At 37.8% G+C, this 22959-nt stretch carries 21 protein-coding genes and 1 pseudogene; 14 read left to right on the plus strand and 8 right to left on the minus strand.

Annotated features, from left to right (window positions below):
- Positions 1-244 precede the first annotated feature (244 nt).
- The 6 genes from LC455_RS28745 to LC455_RS31830 all read left to right on the plus strand — a co-directional run bounded on the left by LC455_RS28745 (position 245) and on the right by LC455_RS31830 (position 4449).
- Positions 245-1315: a hypothetical protein gene (locus LC455_RS28745; protein WP_223596222.1), complete on the plus strand. Its 1071-nt coding sequence runs from the start codon at positions 245-247 to the stop codon at positions 1313-1315.
- Positions 1316-1527: 212 nt separating this feature from the next.
- Positions 1528-2097, plus strand: coding sequence for a histidine phosphatase family protein (locus LC455_RS28750; RefSeq protein ID WP_223596224.1), 570 nt, complete (start codon positions 1528-1530; stop codon positions 2095-2097).
- Between the two features lie 214 nt (positions 2098-2311).
- Positions 2312-2809 carry an AAA family ATPase gene (locus LC455_RS28755; RefSeq protein WP_223596227.1) on the plus strand — a complete coding sequence of 166 codons (498 nt, stop codon included), beginning with the start codon at positions 2312-2314 and terminating at the stop codon, positions 2807-2809.
- A gap of 259 nt (positions 2810-3068) precedes the next feature.
- The gene (locus tag LC455_RS31825) at positions 3069-3191 is read left to right on the plus strand and encodes a hypothetical protein (protein ID WP_317851492.1); all 123 of its coding nucleotides are present in this window, start codon (positions 3069-3071) and stop codon (positions 3189-3191) included.
- A 12-nt stretch (positions 3192-3203) separates the two neighbouring features.
- Complete coding sequence (locus LC455_RS28760; protein WP_317851493.1) at positions 3204-3617, plus strand: GNAT family N-acetyltransferase; 414 nt, start codon at positions 3204-3206, stop codon at positions 3615-3617.
- 190 nt (positions 3618-3807) lie between these two features.
- Positions 3808-4449, plus strand: coding sequence for an excalibur calcium-binding domain-containing protein (locus tag LC455_RS31830; RefSeq protein WP_317851494.1), 642 nt, complete (start codon positions 3808-3810; stop codon positions 4447-4449).
- 84 nt (positions 4450-4533) lie between these two features.
- On the opposite strand, the gene LC455_RS28770 is transcribed toward LC455_RS31830, so the two are convergent.
- The 3 genes from LC455_RS28770 to LC455_RS28780 form a co-directional block, all read right to left on the minus strand.
- Positions 4534-5355 carry a DUF4236 domain-containing protein gene (locus LC455_RS28770; protein ID WP_223596228.1) on the minus strand — a complete coding sequence of 274 codons (822 nt, stop codon included), beginning with the start codon at positions 5353-5355 and terminating at the stop codon, positions 4534-4536.
- 4 nt (positions 5356-5359) lie between these two features.
- Complete coding sequence (locus LC455_RS28775) at positions 5360-6286, minus strand: aldo/keto reductase (protein WP_223596230.1); 927 nt, start codon at positions 6284-6286, stop codon at positions 5360-5362.
- A gap of 98 nt (positions 6287-6384) precedes the next feature.
- Positions 6385-7086, minus strand: coding sequence for an SDR family oxidoreductase (locus tag LC455_RS28780; RefSeq protein ID WP_223596232.1), 702 nt, complete (start codon positions 7084-7086; stop codon positions 6385-6387).
- Between the two features lie 173 nt (positions 7087-7259).
- On the opposite strand from LC455_RS28780, the gene LC455_RS28785 reads away from it, so the two are divergent.
- Positions 7260-7577 (plus strand): winged helix-turn-helix transcriptional regulator, encoded by a 318-nt coding sequence (locus LC455_RS28785; protein ID WP_223596234.1) that lies wholly within the window; start codon positions 7260-7262, stop codon positions 7575-7577.
- A gap of 621 nt (positions 7578-8198) precedes the next feature.
- Here LC455_RS28785 and LC455_RS28790 read toward each other — a convergent pair.
- The 3 genes from LC455_RS28790 to LC455_RS28800 form a co-directional block, all read right to left on the minus strand.
- Complete coding sequence (locus tag LC455_RS28790; protein WP_223596236.1) at positions 8199-8378, minus strand: gamma-type small acid-soluble spore protein; 180 nt, start codon at positions 8376-8378, stop codon at positions 8199-8201.
- A gap of 390 nt (positions 8379-8768) precedes the next feature.
- Positions 8769-8990, minus strand: coding sequence for a hypothetical protein (locus LC455_RS28795; RefSeq protein WP_223596238.1), 222 nt, complete (start codon positions 8988-8990; stop codon positions 8769-8771).
- A 427-nt stretch (positions 8991-9417) separates the two neighbouring features.
- The gene (locus LC455_RS28800; protein WP_223596240.1) at positions 9418-10257 is read right to left on the minus strand and encodes a tyrosine-type recombinase/integrase; all 840 of its coding nucleotides are present in this window, start codon (positions 10255-10257) and stop codon (positions 9418-9420) included.
- Between the two features lie 239 nt (positions 10258-10496).
- Here LC455_RS28800 and LC455_RS28805 point away from each other — a divergent pair, with 239 nt between their 5' ends.
- The 4 genes from LC455_RS28805 (at position 10497) to LC455_RS28820 (ending at position 15192) form a co-directional block, all read left to right on the plus strand.
- Positions 10497-11504 carry a DNA/RNA non-specific endonuclease gene (locus LC455_RS28805; RefSeq protein WP_223596242.1) on the plus strand — a complete coding sequence of 336 codons (1008 nt, stop codon included), beginning with the start codon at positions 10497-10499 and terminating at the stop codon, positions 11502-11504.
- A gap of 1233 nt (positions 11505-12737) precedes the next feature.
- Positions 12738-12941 (plus strand): cold-shock protein, encoded by a 204-nt coding sequence (locus LC455_RS28810; protein WP_098536551.1) that lies wholly within the window; start codon positions 12738-12740, stop codon positions 12939-12941.
- A gap of 462 nt (positions 12942-13403) precedes the next feature.
- On the plus strand, positions 13404-13967 hold the full coding sequence (locus tag LC455_RS28815; protein ID WP_223596244.1) for a recombinase family protein: 564 nt from the start codon (positions 13404-13406) through the stop codon (positions 13965-13967).
- 904 nt (positions 13968-14871) lie between these two features.
- The gene (locus LC455_RS28820) at positions 14872-15192 is read left to right on the plus strand and encodes a helix-turn-helix domain-containing protein (protein WP_223596246.1); all 321 of its coding nucleotides are present in this window, start codon (positions 14872-14874) and stop codon (positions 15190-15192) included.
- A gap of 204 nt (positions 15193-15396) precedes the next feature.
- Here LC455_RS28820 and LC455_RS28825 read toward each other — a convergent pair whose 3' ends face one another.
- Complete coding sequence (locus LC455_RS28825; RefSeq protein WP_223596248.1) at positions 15397-16812, minus strand: sigma-54 interaction domain-containing protein; 1416 nt, start codon at positions 16810-16812, stop codon at positions 15397-15399.
- Positions 16813-17233: 421 nt separating this feature from the next.
- Between LC455_RS28825 and LC455_RS28830 the strand changes: the two genes are divergently transcribed.
- From LC455_RS28830 to LC455_RS28840, 3 genes are all read left to right on the plus strand, one after another.
- Positions 17234-18475 carry an MFS transporter gene (locus tag LC455_RS28830; RefSeq protein WP_223596259.1) on the plus strand — a complete coding sequence of 414 codons (1242 nt, stop codon included), beginning with the start codon at positions 17234-17236 and terminating at the stop codon, positions 18473-18475.
- A gap of 108 nt (positions 18476-18583) precedes the next feature.
- On the plus strand, positions 18584-19804 hold the full coding sequence (locus LC455_RS28835; RefSeq protein ID WP_223596251.1) for a M20 metallopeptidase family protein: 1221 nt from the start codon (positions 18584-18586) through the stop codon (positions 19802-19804).
- 101 nt (positions 19805-19905) lie between these two features.
- The gene (locus LC455_RS28840; protein WP_223596253.1) at positions 19906-21549 is read left to right on the plus strand and encodes an amidohydrolase; all 1644 of its coding nucleotides are present in this window, start codon (positions 19906-19908) and stop codon (positions 21547-21549) included.
- A 334-nt stretch (positions 21550-21883) separates the two neighbouring features.
- Here the strand turns inward: LC455_RS28840 and LC455_RS28845 are convergent.
- Positions 21884-22604 (minus strand): annotated as a pseudogene (locus LC455_RS28845) (IS110 family transposase); the annotation flags it as partial.
- Positions 22605-22959: the final 355 nt, after the last annotated feature.

Genomic DNA, 22959 nt, shown 5'->3' on the forward strand with positions numbered 1-22959 from the left:
ATTATCATATCGCCTTTTGGTAGAAGTTTAGTTTTCAACCTGAAAAATGCTGGTTTGAACACGACGTTACATTAATGGGAAAATTGGGTATTAATTCTACTTACAAGACATAAAACTTAGTTAGGAATTAAAAATAGGCAAAATTGATGCTCGTATCCAGCCTTTAGCTAATGGTCTGCGTTTGACATGCAAATACTCAAAATATATAAAAGAGTTACATTTAATTTAAGGAGCAGGATACATCTTGATTAATGAATTAAACATATACGATCAAGGCTTTCCTCAACATATTCCCCGAAAATACATGAATAAATGGATTGAAGTAGGATTATCTAACGATTTTTATTTTAAATTTTTCCTGACATATTGGGATAACAATTATTTAGGAGGATACCTTTCCCGAAATGCGTATAATACATTATTTTGTGTACCAACATTACCAAATCAATCTTCACCTCATTATGGACTCAAAAATAATATTCTACAATTTACTCCCAATGAGTGTATAAATAATTGGGTACAAATTGGCTTTGAAAATGCCCAATATCTAAAATTTTATTTAACCTTTGCTAATGAGAATGACATCGGAGGTTTTTTACTACAGAAATCGATAAAAAAACTTGATTTCTCCATTGTTCATTATCAGGAATTTTTCGAAGAATATGAAAACCAATTTCATCCAATGCTAATTAATAACAATATTCAATTATCAAAAGAGGAGAAGACTAGGCGAATACAAGTTATTAATGATGTTTACACTATACTTTTGGCACGTCTTTTGAAACGGGGGTTAGCTTCCAAAGAAGGTGGAAGAATTACTAAACATACTGAATTGCCTAACGCTGCTATAGATGATATTCAATATCTCTCAAATAAGCTATTACAACTTTATAAAGAATTTTTTAATGGTTTTCATGATCAGTCCAATTTCCATCGATTTCATGAATGCTATGAATTATTTTCCAATGGTGAAATTAGAGGAACAAAATATCCTGGACAAGGGCAGCCAGACTCCTCAGATGAATTTTTATTTTCAGAGTTCGCAATTCAAGCTATTGAACTAAACATAGATGTGGAAATTTGGCGTGAACTATTAAAAACATTTGTCAAATCTCAAGAAATTTTTATACAGGTGTATAGACCAAAAGGAATCGAAGTACCTACCTTAGAAGATTATACATTTAGCAATTTCCAATACTTTAAACAAGTTTCCCAAAATGAAAAAGAAAGGCTTAGAAAAAAGTACGATAAAATGTCGTTTTATGAGTTAATACAAGCATACTCTAGAAACCTATTAAAAGCACAGTCTCCATGACCAAGCAAGTAATTTAACGCCCCTTTTGAACGACTCTGTGTAAGATTTTAATTAAGTTAAAGGGGGCAAGAGCAAAAAACTGAGTGGCTACGGCTGCTCTTTTTTTATTATTCAACTAAAGGGGCGGGTTAGTGGAAAAAAGGATTTCTTAATTCTTTTATAGAATAACAGTTAATGGTAGTAAGTAACGTGCAAATGCTAGGAGAAGAATTATGGAAATATCATTGATTAGACATGGAAAATCACTACTAACTGAAAATGATAAAATAACTTGTTTGGAATTTAAGAATTGGGTTGAAAAGTATGATTACAACGGAGTGTTTGAAGAGTTAACATATCCCTCGACAACCCTTGAAAAAATTGCAACTGCAAATGTTGTTATTACAAGTGATTTAAAAAGGGCTGTTGAGTCTGCAAGATTATTAAATCCATTAACGGAAATCATTACTGACCCTTTATTCAGAGAAACGCAGTTACCTTCTAATGCATCTCAATTATGTAATGTGAAATTAAAGCCAAGTATCTGGGCAATTGTATTAAGAATACTATGGTTCAGTGGCTATTCAAACGAGTGCGAGTCTTTGAATCAAGCAAAATTTAGGGCAAATAAGGCATCGCAACAGCTAATTGATTATGCTAATGAATATAAATCAGTGGCTTTGGTTGGACACGGTTTTTTTAATATGTTAATCGCTAAAGAGTTACAGAAAAAGGGCTGGAAAGGTACAAGCAAAAGGGATGCAAAGCATTGGAACTGTATGTCATTTTCCTTGTTCAACTAAAGGATACTTGAGTTTTGAAAGGGTTGCTGTGGCGATCCTTTTTTCTTTTTGCTCTAACGGAGCAGGTTTGTTAAAGAAGGAAAATAAATGAAATTGGTAGAATAAGTAAATTGGATAAAAATCTTAACGTCTAAATATTAATAAGAGGTGAATGTCTATGGGAACTAACGAAGTAAAAAGTTTAAACTAAAATAAGCGCGGGGGGTTAAAAAATATGAAACAATTGGGGACGCTATACTTTTTCTGTGGAAAAATGGGAGCTGGAAAGTCAACTAAATCAAAACAATTGGCGATAGATAAACATGCGGTACTGTTGTCTGAGGATGAATGGCTTTCATCTCTTTATCCCAATCAGATTGCATCATTTGAGGACTATCTAAAATTCTCAGCGCAGCTCAAGCCGTTGGTGAAAAAGCATGTCCAAAACATATTAAGTGTCGGTACAGATGTAGTGATGGATTTTCCAGCTAACACTCAAAAACTGCGAAAGTGGTTTTTGGATATGGCGTCAGAGGTCAATGCAAGCCATCAACTAATTTTCCTTAATCTAAATAACGAGCAATGCTTACGTCAAATTGCACAAAGGCGTAACGAACAACTCGAAAGAGCAGCTTTTGACACGGAAGCGGTGTTTATTCATGTTACTAAATTTTTTGAAGCACCAGAGGCATCCGAGGGTTTAAATATTTTAGAGTTTAGCGGAAAAAAATAACAAGGAGTTCAATGATTCGTGTGTATAGAGTACCTTTTGTTCTGGGAGGTGCTCTATATGATATAAATGAAATGTGAGTAAGAAAAGTTTCAATGTATATATGTTAAAATCGATGTAACTTTGTGAAGTGGTACACTTAAACTAACGGGTGCTTTCGTTGAAGAAGGGTTGCTGCGTCACCCTTCTTATTTATTAAGTCATAGGTCAGGTTAATTGAACAAGTTGAAAAGTGATAATCCAATTCTGGGAGGCGATTTTGATGGGGTTGGCAAGCATAGAACTAAAAACAGAGAGTATTTATTTACGAGAATTTCAGGTAAGTGATTGGCAGGAAGTACATAAATATGCATCACAAGAAAGAGTATGTCGGTACCAGCCTTGAAGACCGAATTCGTTGAAAGAATCTCAATCATTTGTTAAACAAGTTTTAGTTGATTCAGCAAAGGAACCAAGAACAAGATATGCATTAGCTATTATTAATAATAAAGAAGATAGATTAATTGGAGCTGGAGAATTAAACATTAGGGATACTCATAATAAAAAAGGGGAGATAGGTTATATAGTTAATCCAGACTATTGGGGAAATGGGATTGCAACAGATGTTGCAACACTTTTAATCGGTTTTGGATTTCACCAATTAAAACTTCATCGTATTTATGCAACCTGTGATCCAAGAAATATAGGTTCAATTAGAGTTTTGGAAAAAGCAAGGATGAAAAAAGAAGGAAGAATTCGTGAAGATTTGTTGATGAAAGATGGATGGCGTGATTCTTTATTATTTAGTGTTTTAGAGAATGAATGGGTTTAATTTCTACTTCAAGTAACGGGTGCTTGAGTTAAAGATTGGAGTTGCGGCGGCAGCTCTTTTTTTTGTTGCTTAACTAAGGGGCAAGTTACTTGACGAAGGGTTATTTATTTGTAATTTTTTGAAACTTTTCCATTTTTCCAATCGTATTATTTGACTGTGTACTAGCTAAAAAAATAAGGGGGAAAAAAGCATGGATGCATTTCTTGGAGTTATGGGTTTTTTAGGTCTTATTGTATTTAGTATTATGGCTATTGTAAGTGCTTTTAGGAAAACGGGAAAAGGTAAGAAGTGGATGTTATTTGCCGCTGGTTGTTTTGTATTAATGATCATAGGTGGAACCATTAGTCCAGACGCAAAAGAATCAGCTGAGACCACTAAAGTTGAAGATAAAAAAGACAAATCAGGCAAAGAACAAAAAGCTGTTGTTGAGGATAAAAAGAAAGAAGAAGCTGAATTAAAAGCAAAACAAGAAGCAGAACAAAAGGCAAAAGAGAAAGCTGAGGCAGAATTAAAAGCTAAACAAGAAGCAGAAGCTAAAGCAAAGGAACAGGCTGAGGCAAAAGCGAAGCAAGAGGCTGAAGCTAAAGCACAGGCAGAAGCTGCTGCTAAGGCTAAGGCAGAAGCAGAGGCGGTAGCAAAAGCCCAAGCACAAGCTGAGGCACAAAAGAAACAGCAGCAGGAGACTGCAGCAAAGCCCGTTCAAACCACGCAAACTTCATTTGCAAACTGTACGGAACTTAGAAAAGTTTTTCCTGACGGAGTTCCTTCTTCCCACCCTGCATATCAGGCAAAAATGGACCGTGACCATGACAATTATGCATGCGAACAATAAAGAATTATATTAAGATTTCCTTTTTAATGGACAAAAATGCAGGAAGTAATTTCCTGCATTTTATTGTTTCTATTGGCTTCAATCTTATATCATCACTATTTTATCAACAGGGGCGAATCCTTTAGTCTTCCGGAAATTCATGCGGTACTCAAAATTAGCCAAGGCGTCAGACGGATCAATTTCGTTGAAATTGAGGAGGTTCAAGGTGTTTCGGTATATTCGAACAGATAATATAACCATCTCTTCCTCGTACCCTGTCACTGTGTTGAGCCGTTGGTCCATTGCATGAATCAGGACCGATTCGACCGGAAGAAGGGCAAACAAATCACGGGCAATGCGAATCACACAACTCGCAACATAGTCCTGCTGAATGTCGTAAAACTGGGACACCGGCATTTTTTTTACGGATAGCTTTCCGGTCGATGTAAGGCTTTTTATTTCCGCAGGCACCACGCTCTTCGATCGGACATCGAACTCGACTTCCATGGAAGCTGCATTCTCCGCGAAAAACTCAAACCCGCTTCCAAATTCGCTTAAATCATCAAGCGGAGCAAAATCTGCAATGACTTCAAAGTAGGCATCAATGTCTCCATCTACAATCCTTCTTGCCGTCGTCACCATGTGTTCCCAAGAGGCATAGGATTCTTCATCGCGCTTCCTTGCTTCAAGCACTTCTTTTCTCATAAACACCATTTTCTTTTCTTCCTGTTTAAGCATCCTAGCAAAAAAACCAGGCTGATAGTTTTTGATTTTCTCCAACGCTACCCATTCTTCCGGTCCAGGATTTCCTATCGAGTATGGAGGCTGCGTGTCCTGGATTTCGTTCCAGTTGACCTGGTCATCACATTCTTTATGAATGGAACGGAATTCGCATATGGTTTTTTCCTTTTTTATTTTTTTATCCATTTATTTAAGCCGGTGATATTTCATTAATAAGTGCCAATTCTTCTCTAGTTAATAAAGGCCTAACGGAAGCGCCAACATTTTGGTTCACTTGATCCGTTGTTTTCGCCCCAGGAATAGCAGTCGACACTGCCGGATGGGAAAGAACAAATTGAAGGGCCAGTTGGCCAAGTGTTCTGTCTTCTCTTTCCAATTTCTTTAGCTTTTCGACCTTTTCGACTTGCTCCTCAAACCACTTTCGATCCCAATACTGACGAACATCATTCCCTGTAAAGACGGTTTCTTTTGTGAATTTCCCAGTTAATAAACCCTTTTGCAGTGGGCCACGTACAACAACGCCAATATTCTCTTCTTGACAATATGGTAGAATCTCTTTCTCTGCAGCACGATTTAAGATGCTATATTCCACTTGTAAGACATCAATGGAATGATGGCGGTTAAATGTTTTAAGGTAGTCAAAATTATCTGTCGAAATCCCTACAGCTTTTATCTTACCTGCCTGTTTCAATTGATCAAAGGCTTTAAGAAATGCCTCCGTTTCCTGTTCGACATGCCACCAGATGTGACAGAAATACATATCAATATAGTCAGTTCCAAGTCGCTGTAAACTATCTTCAAAAGCCTTCACTACTTTTTCATGACGATCATATATGGGTTCCGGTTTTCTTGTATGCCCCATAAGACCCCCTTTTGTAGAAAGAATAATTTGGTCTCTTTTATCCTTTATAAGTTCCTTTACTAATTTTTCACTATGACCATTACCATAGACATCGGCTGTGTCAAAGAAATTAACACCCAATTCAAAGGCATAATTCATCGCTTGAATAGACTGCTGATCTTCTACAGGTCCCCATGCATCACCGCCAATAGCCCATGCTCCAAAACCGATTTCTGATACCTTTAGTCCTGATTTACCAAGTGTACGATATTCCATTTTCCTCTTCCTTTCTTAAATCACATTTTAGATGAATTTTGATATTTGCATAAAATTTTCACAAAAAAGGGGGGATCTTTTTTGCTTTGAAAAAATCATTATGGGTATCCTCTCTCAATCACTGGTGAAATGACTGCTTCATTCACTACAAACCGAGGATCTTGTGTCACCATATGAAACAAAAATCTTCCCACGTCTTTTGGGTCTAAAAGTTCGGCATTTCTTTCGGCATGCCAATTGGTATCCATACCTCCAGGGTACACAACAGAGCAACGAATATTATATGGCTTGCCTTCCCCGTTTAATGCCTGCGTAAATCCGGTCAACGCAAACTTGGAAGCACAATAGGCGGTGGCATTAGGCCACCCTTTTTTACCTGCTACGGAAGAAATGTTAATCATATACCCTGAATTTTGCCTCTTCATAGAAGGGAAAACAGCTTTAGACGTATAAAAAACTCCACTTAGGTTCACACCAATGATTTGATCCCACTGCTCAACCGTTAACTCTTCAATTGAAGCAGAATAATCAATTGCGGCGTTATTTATCAGTACATCAATTCGTCCAAACTCATTTAATGTTTGATCAACCATCGATTGAACTTGTTGAGCATTAGAAACGTCAGTAGGTATAGGGAGCACTTTCCCTTTTGATGTTTTTAACTCTTGTGCAGTACGTTCCAATTTTTCTTTTCCTCGAGCTGCTATAACGACATTCCAGCCTGCTTCAACAAAAACTTTAGCTGTACCTTTCCCGAGGCCATCACTTCCACCTGTAATAATTATTACTTTATTTTCCAATAGTCATTCTCCTATCTCTCTATTGATAACATTAGAAGGTTACTTGTTTAAGAGTATAAATTTATCGAATATTTAGTACAAGTACTGAAATATTTTTGATATAATAAATAAAATGTTATATAGTATATATTTTATATCTACTATACTTTTTGTATTATTAGGAGGTTTTTTGTATGGTAGAGGTTAAAGAGGTACATATTGATTGTTCTATCGAAAAGGCATTAGATGTAATTGGGGGAAAATGGTCATTTCTAGTTTTAAGAGAATTGTTTGGTGGGACAAAAAGATTTGGAGAGTTAAAAAAAGTAATACCTTCCATTAGTCCAAAAGCTTTGACTGATACATTACGTCATTTAGAAGAAAACGACGTTATTACTCGGAAAGCTTTTGCAACTGTACCTGTAACGGTTGAGTATTCCCTTACGGAGAAAGGAAAAGCATTTAATAAAATTCTAAAAGAGATGAAACACTGGGGAGCCCATTGGGCTTAGAAATTAGCTGTTATTTGTACTATGAAAAATAAACTCAAAGTAACAAAATAAGGCGTAAGCAAACTTATATAAATGTTAAATTCAAAAGCCGATAGAGTTAAAGATTGGGATGGCTGCAGCGATCCTTTTTTCTTATTGCACTAACGGGGCAGGTTAGTGCAAGAAGGAAAATTAATTTTCGTTTAAATTATATATTGTATTTAGGGGGAGCCTTACCGTTGTAAGGCAGAATTATTTGTGCCTTTTTCTTGGGACTTTTATTAATGTTGCAGGTCTTGAAAAAGCATTATGGAATCCGATGATTGTATTTAGATTGTTCAAACAAATTTAAACGAAGTGGCAGTCCATTAGCTTATGTATTGAGAAATATAAACAAAACCATCCTATCGGTAAGGATGGCTTAGGAAAATGGACTAGTATTTCTAATGATATTGTATTCATTTTGTTGGTAATAAGTATAGGTTACTAACTCGATTTAAAAAAAGACCACTCAAATTAATAAGTGGTTGTAAAGTCAAAGCGAGGCTTTAATTATTGTAATTCAAATTGCTTTACCTCAAAAAAGTTCATAAAAAAGACACCCCCTACCGAGCGATAAGAGGTGTTTTATAAAGTCACAAATTAAGAGTTTTGGTTGTTATTTTGCTGGGATTGTTGGTTTTGTTGTCTTACCTCTTGTGCATTTGTTTCGCTAGCAAATTCTGTTCCGAATTGACCAGCACCAGCTTGAGCATTTTGTTGTCTAACCTGTTGGGCGTTAGATCCAGCTTGAGTTTTGTTTGGTTGTTGATTGTTAGCCATAATAAATCACCTCCACAACAATAAAATGTCCTGAACATAATTTTATTATCCTAAAAATTTTAAATTGCTTTACAGCATTTTTCACTTTACTATGAGTAGCTTTTGCAAAATAATTGAGGAACTATTTTTGAAGCTTACTCTTGTTTTTCAATCTTCCGCAATCTGGCGGTCTTTTCATTAATATGAAGGCACTTTATATGGAGCAACACATTTAAGGGATTCTAGTTTATTAATGTGTATTGTCAGTGCATTAGCTTATGTATTGAGAAATAAGTACAAAACCATCCTATCAGTAAGGATGGCTTAGGTAAATGGACCAGGTTTGTTTCTAATGATATTGTATTCATTCTTTTGGCTTATTTAATCAATAGTACACGATTTATTAAAATTTTATTTGACTAATATCTTTTCCTTCATTATCTGTACATAACGAACCGATAATGAATTAATGATAAAATAATCTTGGTCATTTCTCACAATTAAGTATTTGTAACAATCCATCTTCCCATATATTTCTTTTTCAACATCTTCTTTTTTAACATCTGATTCTTTTATTATTTTTTCTATGATTATATCATTATCCAAGGTATAGCAAATTGTAAATTCCTTCAAACTAATTTCCCTTTCATTTTAAGAGTGGTTTAAACTGTCCCAATATCACTCATTCCGAATTATTGAAGCATATTCTTTATTGTATTTAGAGGAACCACACTTTTTGTGCAATATTGTTTACACGATCATTTTATGACTAGTGCGAATAATAATGATTAGGGCATAACGAAGATGAATACTATATTAAGCAAGTTCCCCAAACTCTTTCTATGTATTATAAAAGATGATTGATGGAAGTAAATCCCTCTATTTACCTTTAGCCTTTATACCTATTTGAAGTTCAACTACATAAAAAACTGCTAATTATATAACAGATGCAGGAGTTCAGCACCTAATGGTTGTCCAGTGATTGTGAATAAATGTACTTAAACTAAAGGGTGCAAGAGTGAAAGCAGCAACGCAGTAAAGATGCGTTGCTTGTTTTATGTTAAAAATACTTCCTGTAAAATTCCTGTCTGATGCTTCCGCTTAGCTGGGCATATATCCGAGTGGTTTCACTTTTTTCATGCCCTAATAGGCTTTGGATAATATCTAGAGGTGCTCCATTATTCAATAATTGGGTTGCATAGCTGTGCCTTAGTTGGTGCGGATGAATGTCTTTATTAATGCTGGCGCAGTTTGAAATCCGCTTAATAATGTATCGCATCTGGGCAATGCTCATTCGGTGAGGATCACGTTCCGTGACAAAAATAGCGGTGTCCCTGTCTTTACGATTATCTAGGTATCGTTTTAACCATATTTCGCAGCGGATATTGAAATAGACTTCCCGTTCCTTATTGCCTTTACCTCTTATAATGGCAGATCGGTTCGACCAATTAATTCTGCCTATATCTAAGGAAACAATTTCTCCTATTCGGCATCCAGTGGAGAACATGAATTCAAACAGAGCCTTTTCCATTGGAGTGTTGCATGCCTCCCGTAAATGCTCAATTTCCATTGCGGTCAGAAATTTGGGGATTCTTTTCCCGGTTTTAGGTTCTTTTATTTTAGCTGCTGGGTTTTTGGGAATATGCCCTTCTTCATGAGACCATCGAAACAATGATTTCATAAAACGGATTCGATGAGCTAAACTTGCAGGCTTAAGGCTTTTGCTTGATTTTGCTAAATAAGCTTTTAATTGTTCAGTAGTGATTGTATCAAGTTGAACATCTTTAAAAAAGCGTATGAGTAAGGCGGACTGTAGTTTATATGCTTTTAATGTTTGCGGCGAAAAGCCTTCAATACGTTTATCAGATTCATACTTTTCCCATGCTTGAGACAATAACAAGTTCATCTCTCCCTAAAAAATCTTTTTTTTCAGGAATTATTGACCTGATTCACGAAATTGAAACGGCAGCGCCTATTAAGCTAAAGTGGCAGTTAATGAAATAAGGAGTTTTACCATAATTAGGTTAATAACAGTAAGGATTATCATATGGGGAATATAAATTTATTCGTTTTTTGAAGTATTTTAGCAGTATAATAGTATTGGTATTTCTACAAATGTTTACAAAAAGGGGACAATTTATGAAGAAATTAACCTACTTATTTATGGCGTTTTTATTAGTTTTCCTTGCAGCTTGTTCATCAAATGAAACAACTACCAAAGAGGAAAATGCCAAAAAAAATAAAACTCAAGAAGTAAGCAAAAAGAAAGCAGCCACTGGTGAAAGCAAAAAAAGTACACCTGACGATGAAGCGGAAAAAACGACTAGTGAAAGCGTAGTCAGTCCAAGCGTTCCTGCCACTATTACACCAACGATAACAAGTGTTAATGGTGACTTTGACTACAGTAAATATACACTAATTGTACTAGATGGCGGAGATATGTCAGGTTATAGAAAGCCGAATGTCAGAGTTGATGTCGGGTTTGGCGATAGGGAATATTGGGCTTTTACAAATGAATACGGACAGCTAATTCGTGTTGAGGCAAAAAATATAATACTCCAAAATCCGAATACTGAACATGTTTTATCGTCTGGGAGATACTATTCTGATGAAGCAAATGTTCCTGGTACAGAGAGTCCAACCTTGGATAAAGGGCATGTGATTGCTGACTCGCTTGGGGGAGTATCAAACGCATATAACATTACACCTCAGGACAGCATTCTTAATAGACACGGCGATCAAGCTTATATGGAAAAAGTGATTCGAGATGCAGGAGGTTGTACTGATTTCGTAGCAGTGATTCAATATCCAAATACTCAGACGCAAATTCCTAACCATTATAATTTCACATACAAAATTCAGGGCAGATCCATTACAGATGAATTTGACAATGTAAATCCAGATGAAGTGAACAAAAATTTAGGGAAAACGACAGGTACGAGCAGTACGCCACCGAAAACAGACAATGTACCTGCAAACGAAACGGAAAATAGTAATGAAGATGTTAGTAAAGTGGATACCAATCATAACGGAAGTGTTACGATTGCTGAAGCCAAAGCTGCTGGCTTTAAAATGCCAATTACGCGCGATTCATGGCTCTATAAATATATGGATGATCGAGATGGTGATGGCTTAGTAGGTGAATAAATGGGGTTATGACTCCCATGCGATTATGGACTATTTAAAAGTAGCTTGGCAGGTTAATTCGATAAGGATTAATAAATAAACTGTATTGTACCTAATTAAGGGGATGGTTTTGGTGGAGCTTTAGGAGCTAATTCGTTTCCTTAATAAATTAGAAGAAAGTTAGAATTGAAGTAATGGGTGCAAGAGTTAAATGAGGGATGGCTGCGGCGATCCCTTTTTCTTATTGTGCTAACGAAGCAGGTCAGTTGAAATAGTAATATGATTATTAATGTCGCATTTGAGATAAAAGACGACGATAAGAGGTGGTTGTGGAGTGAATAGATTTTAGGTAAAAAGGATGAAAAAGAAGCGTCCTATGAACGCTTCCAATAAGTAGGTTTTTTACCATTTTAGTGTTGATTAATCTTATATAAAGATTAGTAATAGTTTAAATTTTGAAAAAATAATGAATATTTCGGAATGGAACAGCCGGACCTGAAGATAGGGGACCAGACATATGTGGAGTTGTTGAAATTGGACTTATGTTAAATTGACTACCACCAAATGAATAATATTGGTGAGGGTATATACCATGAATTGGCTGTGCCCAACCTCCCCAAGTTAAAGGAGTAAAACCATAATAGCCCACTCCATTGATACCAGTATTAATTTGGTACATTTTGTTCCCAACTTTCGTCTGTTTTTTTATATTTTATTACTTTAAGAATTTAAATGAGTGTGTCTTTATTGTTTTTAGGTTAAATTTAATATCAAATTTTTCGTTTACAATTTTAAGTTACTGTCCTCATTAATAAGGACAATAAAATAGGACATCAGCATGTCGTCTTTCGAGGATAATGTGCAATACTTGAAATGGTGCTTGTTCAACTAACTGGCAGGTTACTTGAAGAAGGGATTCGTTCAACTTAAATAGAATAATAAGTAAAGTTTACATTTATGAAGGTGGAACAATGGATAAATTCATACAGTTTTTACAATGCTGTTCCTCTTGCTGTAATCATGCACACAGAATATGGAGTGAATCCTAATACAAAATATTCGGCAAGGATTATCATAAAGAAATAGTGAGCTCAATGAATTTTTCTGAATCTTGACATTTCTTACAAAAAATGTTATGATTAAAAAGAATTATTTTTGTTCGGTGTAAAGGATTTGTAACTTTTGATCTTGATGATCACTGAGAGCAAGGGTAGTATTACATTGTGTGTGTTTACACACTAGGAGGCAATACAAATGGAAAAAGGTAATGTAAAATGGTTTAATGGCGAAAAAGGCTTCGGATTCATTGAACGTGAAGGTGGAGACGATGTATTCGTTCATTTCTCAGCGATTCAAGGCGAAGGTTACAAAACTTTAGAAGAAGGTCAAGCAGTGACTTTTGATGTGGAGCAAGGTCAACGTGGTCCTCAAGCTTCAAACGTACGTAAAGCTTCTTAATTTTACAAAACAGGGAAGGCAGGCTCTTTTATGGGAGTCTGCTTTTCTTTTTTCTGTGAAACAAAGAACCCCCACTCGTAAATGAGTAGGGAACATAAAAACAGTAAATCAAATGGTAAACCAAGTGTAGCATATAATTAAGGATTATCCTAATTTTATGAGAGTGGCTTATAAAATGACTCTTATTTTTATGAGATACTTGAAGGATATTTCCTGCTTCGATTCTAATGGACTATCAAGGCGTATTGGGTATTTATGTTAAAATAAAGATTGTGATGTATTGCACTTAAAGTAACGGGTGCTAAAGTTTAAGAAAGTGACTGTCAACTAGACGGTCTTTTTTATGTATAAAGTGTCAAAACTTAAAAGTATTGACACTGAAAATTGGAAGTAATAAAATTAGGGTATCAACAGGTGTCATAACTTATATTCAAAAATCAAGGCAGGAAAGAGGTGGATTTTATGAAGTATGGGTATGCCAGGGTATCCACAATAGGGCAAGACCTGGAAGCACAGATTCAATCATTGGAACAGGAACGGTGCGACAAAATCTTTTCTGAAAAATTCACAGGGACCAAGAGAGAACGGCCGCAGTTTCAAGAATTGCTTTCTATTTTAAAAGAAGGTGATACACTTGTGGTAACGAAGCTGGATCGATTTGCCCGTTCGGCAGTGGATGCTATCCAAATCATAAGGAATCTGTTTGAACAGGGTGTCAAAGTACATGTTTTGAATATGGGATTGGTCGAGAATACTCCAACAGGAAAACTCATTTTAACCATCATGAGTGGGTTCGCAGAGTTTGAAAGAGATATGATCGTGGAGCGAACCCAAGAAGGTAAAGCAATAGCTAAGCTGCGCGAAGATTTTAGAGAAGGCCGCCCGAAGAAGTTTAAAAAAGCCCAAATCGAGCATGCATTGAAACTCCTCGAAACCAACTCTTATATGCAAGTGGAAAATATAACAGGCATAAGTAAAAGCACGCTTATCAGGGCAAAGAAACGACAGGAGCAGCTGAGTGAATGAAAACCGAGACTAGTCAAATGAGTCGACCATTATGGTCGATTTTTTCATTTCGTCTACAGTTATAACAATTATCACTTTTAATGTTTAAATTGTAATTACAGTTGAATGAATATATGGTCAAATTGTAATTACAGTAGGAATATATGGTCAAATTGTCGTTGCAATTGCCTTGCCTTCTTCAACTAACGAAGCAGTTTAGTTGTGCGAAATGTTTCTGGCTTAAATGGAGGATGGTCACATTTTTCTGGTAAAGGCTAGACAGTTCCTGTCGGAACTGAAGGATTATATCGAAGAATCAAATGAAGGAGTAACGCCCTGAAGGGTTCTCTCTTAGTCGAATAGCACTTGATTTAGTAAGAATGATAGTGTTATAAGCTCGGCGAAAAGGCGTGAGAAATTACCGTAGCAGTTTGGCTGCCGAAAGCCTACCCGATGGGGTGGTGTAAACCATGATGCTTGAGTTGAATGAATATGGTGAGAATGCAAATAAACCTACAAGAAAAGGGTAAGCTGACGAACTTCTGAATGGGGAGAAAGCGAGGCAACATATTAAAATCGGAGACTATGGCACAGTTGTTGTTCCACTGACTACAGTTGAAACAAATGGGCGGTACGCTTTGATGGCTGAAAATACTCCACAATTGGTTAAAACGATTTATGTCGTTATCCAAGTTGATGATGAATGTGTGAATTTACAAACGATGAAGGATTGCAGGTAAACCGTATGTTACGATTCCAGTAGCAAGTTACAATGAAGCCGATGCTATCTGTTATATATGGGAAGATGCGTTTAGAAATGGTATCAGTTTAGTGGATGCTACAAAATTTATAATGGAAAAAATTGATTATGAATAATATGTTTAACTAGATGTGGACATTGACAATCACGAGAAGGAGATCACCTATGATACGAAATAAAATAAAGCAGTATTTTGATGCTAATGACATAACGATACCAAAGGCACATCATGCAACAAAAATTGCTCGTAGCAGCTTTACCCGGTTATATCGTAATGAAGTCGTTAATATCAACCTTGATACGATTGATACAATTTGTAAGGAGTTTAATTGTTGTCTTACCGATTTATTCGAATTTATTCCTGATGACCAGATGACGAAGGACGATTTCGTGCAGATTGCAGAGCGTAAATTGCATGTTGAGTACTATACGAAATTGCGACGTAAAGGTAGTAAGAAAACAGCCAAAACTGAGGGTGAAGAGTGATACATTGAGAGTAAAAAATTCCAAGGTAAAAGTGATAGAATAGGGGAATAACAACCGATATGATTAGAGAGAACAGTTGAGATTTTACCTAAAATTTAAAATAAAAAGCCAATTTTTCCTTAGCGTAGGGAAAATCGGCTTTTTTCAAATGCAACACCCTTAGCGTATATTTTCGTTAAAATGTTGGCGATACCCCGTTCCCGCTTATTTTTCTTCTTTTGTAATCGCATATTTCGCCAACCTGCGCATGAATAATGACTGAGTAACACCCAGTGCTTTTGCCGCATCGCGGGTTGATTTATGATGATGGAATGCTTGTGTGATCATTCTTTTTTCGACGCTTTCCAAAACTTCATGTAAAGAATTTCCTACATTTAAAGAGATAGGAACCTCTTGTTCGAAGGTTGAATCGAGCAAGCGTTTTGGCAAATCCTGAATCGAAATTTCATTTTCTTTTGCCATAATAACAAGCTGCTCAATTATATTTTCCAATTCCCGTATATTTCCAGGCCAGTAATAATTTTGCAACACTTCAACCACTTTTGTAGAAAACGTTCGTTTATGGTTATGCAAGAAATTAAACTTCTCCAAATCATAGTGAAGGAGACAAAAGATGTCTTCCTTCCGCTCGCGAAGGGGGGGGATACGGATCGGTAAAATATGTAGGCGATAATATAAATCAGCCCGGAACTTCCCTTCTTTGACCATATCCTCCAAATTACAGTTGGTAGCTGCGATGATACGCACATCGGCTTTTACCGTTTGAGAAGCTCCAATCGGCATGTACGTTTTATTTTGTAGAAATTGAAGGAGTTTGGGTTGTAAATAAAGGGGGATTTCGCCAATCTCGTCTAAGAAAAGGGTGCCTTTCTCCGCAAGTTTGATAAGTCCGTTTTTTCCGTTTGCATTTGCTCCGGTAAACGCCCCTTTTTGATAGCCGAACAGTTCGGATTCCAGGAGCAATTCCGGAATCGCTGCGCAATTAAGATGGATAAACGGACGGTCCTTCCGTCCACTTAGATGATGAATACGTTCAGCTATAAGCGTTTTTCCAACGCCTGTCTCACCTGTAATAAGAACCGTCGTTTCCACACCGGCAACTTTTTCAATAGTTTCCTTGAGCATTTCATAGACCCGACTTTGTCCGATAAAAGAAGGGACTTCTTTGGTCCTCACAAGTTTCGCTTTGAGTTTTTGTAATTCGTGCAAATAAAACCAAAAAGCAGATTCCAATTCTTCATTTCTAATTTGAGAACTGTGACCGACGAAATCTGGAATATCATAACCTAATGTGACTGCATATTTTGGTTCATCATTCTCGTCTAATATGAGATGTCCTGTAGTCACTCCTGTACCTTCTCCAACTTGTTGGATGACGCTGACATTTTGTTTCTTATCTAAAACTATTTTTGCAACAGACGGCTTGAAGATTCCCTCTTTTTCCAATTGAGAAACGTTTTTTCCGATTAGCTCCTCTTTCTTTTTCCCAACCAATTTACAGCTTATATCGCTAACAAAAAGAATCATTCCGTTCTTATCGGTTATATAAATAGGTTTATTCATGTAGTTCATGATTGTGAATAAATATTTTGGTTCGATAGTTAACATATTCTGATTCATCACTTGCTTCTCCTTTAATGACGGATGGATCCACCGTTTATTTTGAATCGGAAATGATTCAAAGATCAATCATTATTGTAAGTAGAGTTGATTCAATTTCGATTCATTTGAATCGATTCATAAAAATTATACTTTAAATATTTAGAAATTTCACACAAAATTACCCGATTTATGTTCATTTTTCATTGTAAAGAGATCTTTTTTTTGGCATAAAACTTGCTATAACAATTTGTACAAAAGGTAAAGAAGGTGATGATATCCATCAGAAAACAAAAAAATAAATTACTTGAGTTAGTAAATTAGTAATGAATTAAATTAAAGAATTGTGGGAAGAGGAGGTTGCCTTTTTACAGAATTTTGGTACGTAGTCGTAATGATTTTTTGCTAGTCATTTTTAAGGGAGGTATGATTTGTGAAGCGTATGGGTGTTCAGGGGTACAACAAGAAGTTCATCTTGGCTATTCTATTTGTGGGTTATATGGTTTCTTATATGGACAGGTTAGTTATGAATCTTGCTGTGGTGCCGATTGGTCAAGAATTGCATCTTAGTCCGACTGCCACGGGAACAGTAATCAGCGCCTTCTTCTTGGCCTACGCAATCATACAAATTCCGATCGGCTGGCTGACAGATCAGTTGGGTTACCGAAAGGTGATTATTTTTTCTATTTTTCTCTGGTCGTTTTTTACAATTTTTACCGGTTTTGCTTGGTCGTTTACCGCTTTGATCGTGATTCGTTTTTTGTTCGGGATTATGGAGGGGGGATATCCTGCTGCCAGTGCAAAAGCTATCACTGAGTTTTTCCCTCAGAAAGAACGAGGGAAAGCACAGTCCATCTTAATGTCATCGAATACCTTTGGCGGTCTAATTACGGGTCTTCTTGTGCCAACGCTCCTGATCTTGTTGGGCTGGAGAAACGTGTTCTTTGCTCTTGGAGCAGCAGGTGTCGTCATTGGAGTGCTTTTTTGGAAATACATTCGGAGTCCGATTCAATCGGAAGAAGCCAAAGAACTACAATCAGTAAACAAGACCTCCATGCTCTCTTTATTGAAAACTCGTCAGACGTGGGCATTGGTCCTCACGTGGTTTTCAATCAGCATTGCTTCGTGGGGCACGGTCTCATGGTTGCCGAAATATATGGTAACAGTACGTCATTTAGATTTGGTTTCTGCGGGGATGTTGGGACTCCTCCCCACAATGGCCGCAACTCTGGGAACGGCAATGGGTGGTTGGTTGCTGGTCAGATTTTCCGGTAGGGAGAAAATGTACTTTGTAATGAATGGTCTTTTTTACACAGTATTTTTATTTTTAGCACTCTTCGCACCTAATGTTGGAATGGTCTTTACCTATTTGGCACTGGCATCAATCTTTTATGGTTTTGTGTTTAGTGCAGTATACGCACTTCCTCACAAGTTGTTTGACAAGAATGTGATTGGTTCCGCGATTGGAATTATGAATATGGGATCGATGATTGGTGGATTCATTGCACCAATCATGATGGGTGTACTCATCTCAGCATTAAAAGGTTCTTATGACGGCGCTTTCTGGTTCTTAATTGCGGCTGGTTTGTCTTCCGCGCTGTTCGGACTAACCCTTCGAAACAACAATCATGTTTCTCACAGGGACGTGGCCGATCAAATACAGTCGAATGCTAAAGCAAAATAGTGGTATTTGGCTATGGAAATACAAATTTAGTAAGGTGGAACGGAAATGTTGATCACGAATATCAGCAATCCGATGGATTAATGCAGAACAAATAACGGGGTGGTAACGATGCTCAAAAAATTATTTAGTAGACTTCAAGAGGTATATCCGGAGTTGGTTAGATTTCGCAGAGATCTTCATATGTATCCCGAACTATCCTTCCATGAGGTAAATACCCCAAAAAAGATCGCTGATATATTAACAAACTTGGGGTTGGAAGTAAGAACAGAAGTTGGCGGAAGAGGAGTGGTTGGACTCTTGAGAGGAGGGAAACCGGGCAAAACAGTAGCGTTACGGGCCGATTTCGATGCATTGCCTATATCAGACGAGAAAGACGTGGATTACAAGTCCCGTATTCCTGGGGTGATGCATGCCTGCGGCCATGACGTTCATACAGCTGCTTTGGTTGGAGTAGCCAAAGTATTAAGCGAAGTGAAGGATGGGCTCGAAGGAAATGTTGTCTTTATCCATCAGTTTGCAGAAGAGGTGATCCCAGGAGGGGCAAAGCCCATGATTGAAGAGGGCTGTTTGGATGGAGTCGATGTCATTTATGGAGCCCATGTATCTTCTATTCTCCCGCTTGGTATGGTTGCTGTTGGAGAGGGATATATAATGGCGGCCGGTGATACATTTGAAATTGAGATTTATGGGAAAGGCGGGCATGGAGCGACTCCTCATTTGACGGTAGATCCAATTGTGGTGGGCAGTCAACTGGTACTCAATTTGCAGCAAATCGTCAGCCGCCGCGTTGATCCATCTAAAACATCTGTTGTCTCGGTTGGTTCTTTTCAAAGCGGACAGGCTTCTAATATCATACCCCACACGGCCAAAATTATTGGAACGGTACGAACCTTCGAGGAAAGCGTACAGGATTTGATAGAAGAGGCCATTGGGCAAATCGCAACATCCACCTGCGAAGGGGCAGGAGCCACTGTAAAATTTAAGTACGAGAAAGGATATCCCGTTTTGTGGAATCATCCGGAGGAAACAATAAAAGCGGACAAGTTAGCAAAAAATCTTCTGGGAGAGGAAAAAGTAATACAAATCCCGCCATATACGCTAACGGGGATGGAAGATTTTTCCTTTTATCTGCAGAAGGTGCCAGGAACGTTTTTCTACGTGGGAGGTGCGAATCCGACGATGAATGCGATATACCCGCATCATCATCCGAAATTTGATGTAGATGAAGAGTCAATGTTGTACATCGGAAAAATGTTTATTACATTGGTTTTTAATTATCTCTCAAACATTATTATTGATGCTGATTCTATGAATCAAGTAGAAGCTTAGTAGAAATCAATTACGTTTAGTAGGCGAATTGGCTGATAAATTAGAACTCCACAAAAACAAAGTTATTAGATCTTGTTTACAGAAATTTAAGAGGTGATCATATGTTTGCTGATGTTGTATTTGTAAATGGACAAGTCATTACCGTCGATTCAGACAATCGGATCGCAGAAGCAGTTGCCGTTAAACGTAACCGAATTGAAGCCGTCGGGACGAACGAGGAAATCAAACGTTGGATCGGAGAGAGCACCAAAGTGATGGATTTGCAAGGTAGGACTCTGCTGCCCGGATTTATAGATTCTCATTTGCATCTGCTCGGTTATGGACTTACAAGGCTAGCGATTAATTGCAAAGACGCATCGATTCAATCCAATGCAGATATTATCGGTGAATTGAAACGAAGGGCAGAATCTACCCCTGAAGGAGGGTGGATCGTAGCAGTAGGTTACAACGAAATGTTCATGTTGGAAGGCCGGTACCTGACCCGCTATCAGCTGGATGAGGTGTCGACGGAACACCCGATTCTAATTGTGCGTCAATGCGGCCACATCATGATTGCAAACAGTAAAGTGTTGGAATTAGCAGGTGTAAACGACCAATCAATCGATCCGGAAGGTGGAGTGTTCGGTCGGGACGAGTCCGAGAGATTAAACGGGCTACTCGTGGAAGCAGCCATGGATCCGGTAAAACGTGTCATGAATCCGACGGAAGAGGTCTTGGCCAGAGCGGCGGAAATCGCTTCGCGCGATTTCGTATCGTTAGGGATTACGACAATTCATGATGCGGGTGGGTACGAGCCGGTCAATTTTCGCATCCTGCAGCAAGCGGTTCGTTCTGATCGCTTAAAGGTTCGGGTGTATGCAATGGTCGTTCACGAGCCTAACTTTATCCGAATGAGAGAGACGTGCCTGTCGACTGGGTTCGGCGACGATCGATTTCGGATCGGTCCGGCGAAAATCTTTATAGACGGAGCCAGCACCGCGCCGACGCTTGCGACGCGTCAGCCGTATGAGACGAATCCGGAAGACAGCGGCATTCTGTACTACACACAAGAGAATATGAACGACGTGCTCATAGCAGCCCATCGAGATGGTTATCAAATTACGGCTCACGCCCAAGGCGATAGGGCGATCGAGATGTTGTTGAATACGTTCGAAGAAGCGCTTAGACAATATCCACGACACAATCACAGACATCGAATCGAGCATGCCGGTTTGGCGATGCCCGATCTCATCGATCGAATGGCTAAATTGGGCATAGTGACCGTTCCTAACCCAAACTTTTTCGCCGAATTCGGAGATATATACATTAAGCACTTCGGTGCTCGTAGTGACTATTTTTACCCAATTGGAGCCTGTTTGAAAGCAGGCATTGTCGTAGCAGGCTCCTCGGACAGCCCGGTCTCGAACTGCAATCCGCTAATCGGCATTCATGGGGCGGTCAACCGACTGACGCCGTCCGGAGCGGTCTTGGGGGAAGAACAGAAAATCTCCGTCATGGAAGCGATTAGGCTGTACACCTGGAACGGAGCCTACGCAAGCTTCGAGGAAGACCGAAAAGGAAGCATCGAGGTAGGGAAATTAGCCGATTTGGTTGTTCTAAACGACCGAATATTGGATGTAACAATCGACAGGATTGATCAATTACGGGTTGAAATGACGATGATTGATGGGGAAATCGTTTACGAGATGGGAAAATCTCCGGATGCAGATGATGCGTTGGAAGAAACCATTAATTTCATTATGTAAATATTCAACTTACACTATATCATTCTATTATTAAAATAAAAGTGTAAAGAAAATATAGGAATTTGATACTAGGAAAAGAAAAAAATGAGCTCTAGACTAGGCTAGTCTAGAGCTACAGATTGTCATAAAAATTTCCTGTTTTAAAAAATATGTTTCAAAAATTAAGTGCAATTTTTGAAAAGTGGCTGTTATCTTTAGGAAAAAGAGAAAAAGAGATTGCTAATTTAGGAGGGGTAAAAATGAAAGCTATTACTGAAGGCGCTTTATTATGGGAACCATCACAGCGGCAGATCGAAAACTCAGGTGTCAGCCTTTTTATGAAATGCCTCAAGCAAGTTGAGTTGCTTTTTAATATTGCATAGATCCATTGTAAAAGCTTGTTCGCACAGGCTATTACAGCTACTTTAAAAGGCTTTCCTTCTTCACGTTTCTTATCATAGAACTCTCTTAACCTCTTGTTACGCGGGATGATTTCATTGGTTGTCTTCTTTTTACGACAATCACCAATAGCGCATTTTACAGCCAAATATAAGGCACGCCTTAGCCTACTTGACCCTCTTTTTGTTATTCTGTTTACGGTTCCCTTGAACCTTCCAGACTCAAAGATACTCGGGTCAATTCCGGCAAATGCTACAAGTTTTTTAGGGTGATTAAACTGATCAATCTCACCGATTTCAGAAATAATCATTGCTGCGATTTTTTCTCCGATACCAGGGATTGACCATGTTTTTTATACGGCTCTAAATCCTCTTTATAGTACAATTCACATAGATGGTAAGCATCGATTTTATCTGTCTTTACTTTCCGTAAACTCGAGCTCTTGGCACGATAAGAGACAAGAGGATTTACAATAATTAATAAATAATCTCTGTCCTCAAAATACTGAACAACTGGAGTATGATAATGCCCTGTAGCTTCAAGAACAATTGGAGGTTTAACCCCTGTTAAGTTCTCAATTTCTCTTAAAAATTATTTTTGTAAGGTTTTTTCTTATCCAAGTAAGCTTGAACCTGACTTTCACCATTTGCTACATCCAGACCAACGACTGGATTCATTTTAAAACTCCTCCTCTAATAATTAAACTCACCGGTACCCCTAATTCCTTCTTGCAGTATCATAGCTTCGCTTGTTATACGAGATCAAAGTCCCAACCAGCCTCAAACATGTTTCTACAAGTAGGGGGCGAACTGTTTACTTTACGGGATCTAATTCCCACGGGTGCTTACGTTCTACCCCGGCTACCGTAATAATAAAACCCATTAAAAATTGGTCAACCAGAAATATAAACTGTACCCGATAGAGTAGACACTAAAAAAAGGTCTGCCCTATCGGGTACTTTTATGTATAATGAATAAAAAATGTGGGAATCGGAGAATAATTTTATGTCAAAAAAACTCTTCAACGATAAAG

This window comes from Neobacillus bataviensis (assembly GCF_019969725.1).

Bases quoted from the DNA above. Each gene is read 5' to 3' on its own strand.
- LC455_RS28825 (WP_223596248.1), bottom strand. From the start codon at position 16,812: ATGAATCAGAATATGTTAACTATCGAACCAAAATATTTATTCACAATC.
- LC455_RS28755 (WP_223596227.1), top strand. From the start codon at position 2,312: ATGAAACAATTGGGGACGCTATACTTTTTCTGTGGAAAAATGGGAGCT.
- LC455_RS28820 (WP_223596246.1), top strand. From the start codon at position 14,872: ATGATACGAAATAAAATAAAGCAGTATTTTGATGCTAATGACATAACG.
- LC455_RS28775 (WP_223596230.1), bottom strand. From the start codon at position 6,286: ATGGAATATCGTACACTTGGTAAATCAGGACTAAAGGTATCAGAAATC.
- LC455_RS28830 (WP_223596259.1), top strand. From the start codon at position 17,234: ATGGGTGTTCAGGGGTACAACAAGAAGTTCATCTTGGCTATTCTATTT.
- LC455_RS31830 (WP_317851494.1), top strand. From the start codon at position 3,808: ATGGATGCATTTCTTGGAGTTATGGGTTTTTTAGGTCTTATTGTATTT.
- LC455_RS28815 (WP_223596244.1), top strand. From the start codon at position 13,404: ATGAAGTATGGGTATGCCAGGGTATCCACAATAGGGCAAGACCTGGAA.
- LC455_RS28785 (WP_223596234.1), top strand. From the start codon at position 7,260: ATGGTAGAGGTTAAAGAGGTACATATTGATTGTTCTATCGAAAAGGCA.
- LC455_RS31825 (WP_317851492.1), top strand. From the start codon at position 3,069: ATGGGGTTGGCAAGCATAGAACTAAAAACAGAGAGTATTTATTTACGA.
- LC455_RS28810 (WP_098536551.1), top strand. From the start codon at position 12,738: ATGGAAAAAGGTAATGTAAAATGGTTTAATGGCGAAAAAGGCTTCGGA.
- LC455_RS28835 (WP_223596251.1), top strand. From the start codon at position 18,584: ATGCTCAAAAAATTATTTAGTAGACTTCAAGAGGTATATCCGGAGTTG.
- LC455_RS28770 (WP_223596228.1), bottom strand. From the start codon at position 5,355: ATGGATAAAAAAATAAAAAAGGAAAAAACCATATGCGAATTCCGTTCC.
- LC455_RS28790 (WP_223596236.1), bottom strand. From the start codon at position 8,378: ATGGCTAACAATCAACAACCAAACAAAACTCAAGCTGGATCTAACGCC.
- LC455_RS28805 (WP_223596242.1), top strand. From the start codon at position 10,497: ATGAAGAAATTAACCTACTTATTTATGGCGTTTTTATTAGTTTTCCTT.
- LC455_RS28750 (WP_223596224.1), top strand. From the start codon at position 1,528: ATGGAAATATCATTGATTAGACATGGAAAATCACTACTAACTGAAAAT.
- LC455_RS28840 (WP_223596253.1), top strand. From the start codon at position 19,906: ATGTTTGCTGATGTTGTATTTGTAAATGGACAAGTCATTACCGTCGAT.